Source organism: Cereibacter johrii (assembly GCF_001720585.1).
In the GTDB taxonomy this organism is placed as follows: Bacteria; Pseudomonadota; Alphaproteobacteria; order Rhodobacterales; family Rhodobacteraceae; genus Cereibacter_A; species Cereibacter_A johrii.
In genome coordinates this window covers 1-3751 of the sequence record NZ_MABH01000221.1, presented here as the reverse complement: position 1 = coordinate 3751, position 3751 = coordinate 1, and the positions used below count along the sequence as shown (strand labels likewise).

Genomic DNA, 3751 nt, shown 5'->3' with positions numbered 1-3751 from the left:
GCGCGCGGCCAGCTCGCAGCGCCGCTCCTCGAGGAAGGCGCGGATCGCGGTCTCGACCGTCTGGCGCAGCGTCGCCGCCCCGCGCGCGAGGATCCGGTCGGTCGTGGGGGTCAGCCGCGCGAGCCGCTCCTCGATCCCGCGGCGCAGCTCCGACAGCCGGGCCATCTCGCCCCGGATCTCCGTCAGGAAGCCCGCGGCGGCGGGGCCGCTCATCGATTCCACCTGCTGCGCGACCGAGCGGCGCTCGCGCTTGCAGAGCGCGACGAGCGCCCCCGTCTCGGCCCGCACTTCCTCGTGCAGCGCGGCGAGCTGGCGGTGTCCCGCGCCGAGATCGATCAGGCGGCCCAGCGTGCGCTTCACCTCCTCCCCCCCCGAGGCCAGCCGCAACCGGCCGGCCTCGGTCTCCGGCACGCGGCCGTAGCGGGCGAGCAGGTAGCGGCGGAGCGCCGGGCCGTCGGCTTCCGCGCGCAGGGCCCGCGCCTCCGCATCCTCGCGGAGCGCGAGCTCCGCAAGCCAGGCGCTGCCCGGCAGGATCGAGATCGCGGCGGCGGCGGGCAGCGCCGCCCGCAGCCGTGCCGCCACATCGGACAGGAGCGGCTCGATCTCGGCATCCATCTCGTCGAGCTCGTCGATCCGGTTGAGGACGAGGATCACGTTCCGCGCCCGCTCGGCCGGGAGCATCCGCAGAAGCGCGAGGTCGGCCTCGGTCAGCGGCTGGTGGGCCGAGAGGAGGATGACGAAGATGTCGGCGCGGTCGAGGCTGCGGCAGGGGACCTCGTCGCGCACCAGAAAGGGATCGTTGACGCCGGGCGTGTCGGTCAGCACCACGGGCACGGCGAACTCTGGCAGATGCATATAGAGGTCCGCCTCGCGGGTGATGGCGGAATAGAGGCCGAGGCCGCTGTCCTCGAGCCCCGCATCGGCGCCCGGCCCCGCGCAGACATAGGCCTGCAGCAGCTCGGGCGTCACGCTGTCGTAGCGGTGCGCGCGGCCGAGGAGCCCCCCGTAGGCGGGCCCGAGCCGGGCCTGCGCGCGGGCCTTCATTTCCTGCGCCTGCCGCAGCAGGAGACCGCTGTCGAAGCCGGGCAGCATCTCCTCGGCGAGCGCCCGCACCCGCGGATCGCCCTCCACGATCTCCTCCCAGGCGGCCTCGTCGAAGAAGCGGAAGCAGGCGCCCCCGGCCGGATCGCCCGGCAGGTTGATGCGCAGGTTGGTGACCGCCGAGGTCCAGGGGTTCACGTCCGAAGGCAAAAGCCCCGGCGCCCCGATGAAGGCGTTGAGGAACGAGGACTTGCCCGCCTTCACCTGCCCGATCACCGCCACCCGTGCCGTCCAGCCGTCGAACCGCAGCCGCAGCCGTTCGAAGGGCGCGCGGGCCTCGCGGCCTGCGGCCTCCTCGATATCCGCGACGATCCGGCGAAGGGCCGCGATCCGCGTCCGTTGCAGCGCGCCGATCTCCATGCGCGTCCCCCGCCTCAGGCGGGACCGCCGCGGCGGCGGCCGGACGGCGGGGCGGCCTGCAGGCAGGCCCGCGCCCAGGTCAGGTCGAGCTCGGCCACCAGCTGATCGACGCCGTCGAGGATCGCCTCGGGATCGTCCGGGTCGAGCGTCGGCAGGATCCGCTCCCACAGCATCCGGGCGGGCCCGAACATCATGGCGGGCGTCCCGGCCCGCGGCCGGGGCTCGGCGCTCTCCTGCCGCGCGGGCCTGTCCGGCCCCGGTTCGGGGGCGTCCGCGATGTCGGCTTCCCCGGCATCGGGCGTCATGGTCGGGTCCGACTGATCGGGCGTCCGGGCCTCTTTGGGCAGAGCTCCGGCCCCGCGAGCCTCGGCGGCCGCCTCCTGGAGCGGACCCGGTGTCGGGGGCGTTCCGATCGTCTCGCGCAGAAGCGCAAGGAAGGCCCCATCGTCCGACGCCTCAGCCGGTTCCGGCTGCGTGTCCGGGTCGGCCTCCGCCCTGTCCTTGTCGCGCGGGCCTGCCTCCGGCCGCGAAAGATCGGGGACGGGAACCTCTGCCGACGGATCCTCGACGGGCCGGTCGTCCTGCCCAAAGGCCAGCGCGGGCGAGAGAGACGCCGGGAGACCCTCGTCTCCTCCAACCGCTTCCTCATCGCGGGCCTGTGCCGGCACGTCCGAGGCCATCGGAGGGTGCGCCTCGCCCACGGCTGCCGGTGCCTGCGGCTCCTGATCGTCGCGCCCCTCCTCCGCAGCGAGCGGAGAAGCGGGGCCCGGATCGTCGGAAAGCCAACCACCGGGAACGGCATGTCCGTCCGGCCGCGCGGGCGGCGAGACCTCGCGGGCAGAGACGTCCGCCGGATCGACGAGCAGGAGCGGTGCGGCCCCGGCGGAGCGGCCGCGGATGCGCCGCGGCACGATGCGCGTCCGGGCAGGATCGTCCGGCGGCTCCTGAACACGGCGGCGCGGCAGGGCGGCCGCCGCTTCGCGCAGCGCAAGCCGCAGGGCGCCCACATCGGCCTCGGCGAAGAACGAGGCCATATGGACCGCGGCGAACAGCCCCTCGACCTCGCGCAGGACGCGGCGCATGACCTTGCCCCGGTCCTCGTCCAGCACGAGCTTGTCGGCCTGCGACAGGACCAGAAGGCTCGGCGCGGTGAGCGCCGCGGGCAGCGCGGCCCAGGCGGATTTCTCGCTCTGACGCCAGGCCTGCACCGCCGGAGAGCACCAGACCACCATGTCGGCCTCGGGCACCATCCGCTCCCAGCTGGCTGCGGGCATCCCCGGATCCGAGCCGCCGGGCGTGTCGATCAGGTCGAACCCGCGCAGGAGCGGGCTCGGATGGGCCAGACGGCAATGGGAAATGCGCTCGAGATCGGAGCCTTCGAGATGGGCCAGCATCTCGGCCAGCGAGGCGAAGCGTTGCACCGTGCCGTCGAGGAACAGACAGTCGGGCGTGCCCTCGCCGTGGCGGATCCAGATCGGCGGCAGCGCCGTCGAAGTGACCGAGGAGGGCAGCAGATCCTCGCCCAGAAGCGCATTCACGAGGCTCGTCTTGCCCGAGCTGAACTCGCCCGCCACGAGGATGCGCGGGCGCGCCGCGAGGACCGCCGCCGCCTCCGCCGCCTCTCCCACGACCTCGGACAGTTCCAGAGGCAGGTTCATGCCGCTCCCCTTTGCGCCGTTTCATCCGTCGCCGGGCGCTCCATCGCGTCCAGCACTGCCGTCACGAACCCCGCCTGCCGCGTGCAGAAGGCACGGGCGGCCTCGGACAGGGCATCGCAGAAGAGGGTGAATTCTTCCTTGGCGACCGCCTCGATCATGGGCCGCGTCTCGTCGGCGATCAGGGCGCGGTAGCGGCTCGCCCGCTCTTCGGGTGCGGCGCGGCGCTGGAAGAACCGACGCCACCACGCGGTCTGCATGTCGAGCGCGATCGCCTGCGCGATCAGGCCCGGCGCCTGCGGCACCGGCCCCTGCGGCAGATGGAAGGCCACGCTGCCCTCGGGCACGGTGAGATCGCCACAGAGGATCCGCCCGTAGACCTCCGCCGCCTCGGCGGTGCAGTCGGCCAGCGCGTCGCGCCCGGCCTTGGCCGCGGCAAGATAGGCGGAGCGGATCATCATCCGCAGCGAGGTCGGATCGCAGCGCCAGCCCTCGCCGTCGCCATAGGCCGCGATATGCGCGGCAAGGGCTGCCACCGCCCCCTCGACGAACTGCTCCTGCGCCCGGCCGAGCCGGTCGGAAAGGGCCGCCGCGGCCTCGGTCAGCCGCGCCGCAAGCCGGGCCTCGCAGAGCCG

At 73.8% G+C, this 3751-nt stretch carries 2 protein-coding genes and 1 pseudogene; all 3 read right to left on the bottom strand.

Going from position 1 to position 3751, the window contains the following annotated elements; translation table 11 throughout:
• Window positions 1-1461 (bottom strand): dynamin family protein (locus tag A9O63_RS18430; protein ID WP_069333223.1); only part of this gene is annotated, 1461 nt, incomplete at its 3' end.
• A gap of 14 nt (window positions 1462-1475) precedes the next feature.
• Window positions 1476-3119, bottom strand: a complete 1644-nt coding sequence (locus A9O63_RS18425) for a dynamin family protein (protein WP_069333222.1) — start codon at window positions 3117-3119, stop codon at window positions 1476-1478.
• Window positions 3116-3751 (bottom strand): annotated as a pseudogene (locus tag A9O63_RS18420) (dynamin family protein); the annotation flags it as partial. The gene A9O63_RS18425 and the pseudogene A9O63_RS18420, both read right to left, overlap by 4 nt.

What these genes read in the sequence shown, in the direction of transcription:
- A9O63_RS18425 (WP_069333222.1), bottom strand. Translation starts at nt 3,119, where the DNA reads ATGAACCTGCCTCTGGAACTGTCCGAGGTCGTGGGAGAGGCGGCGGAG.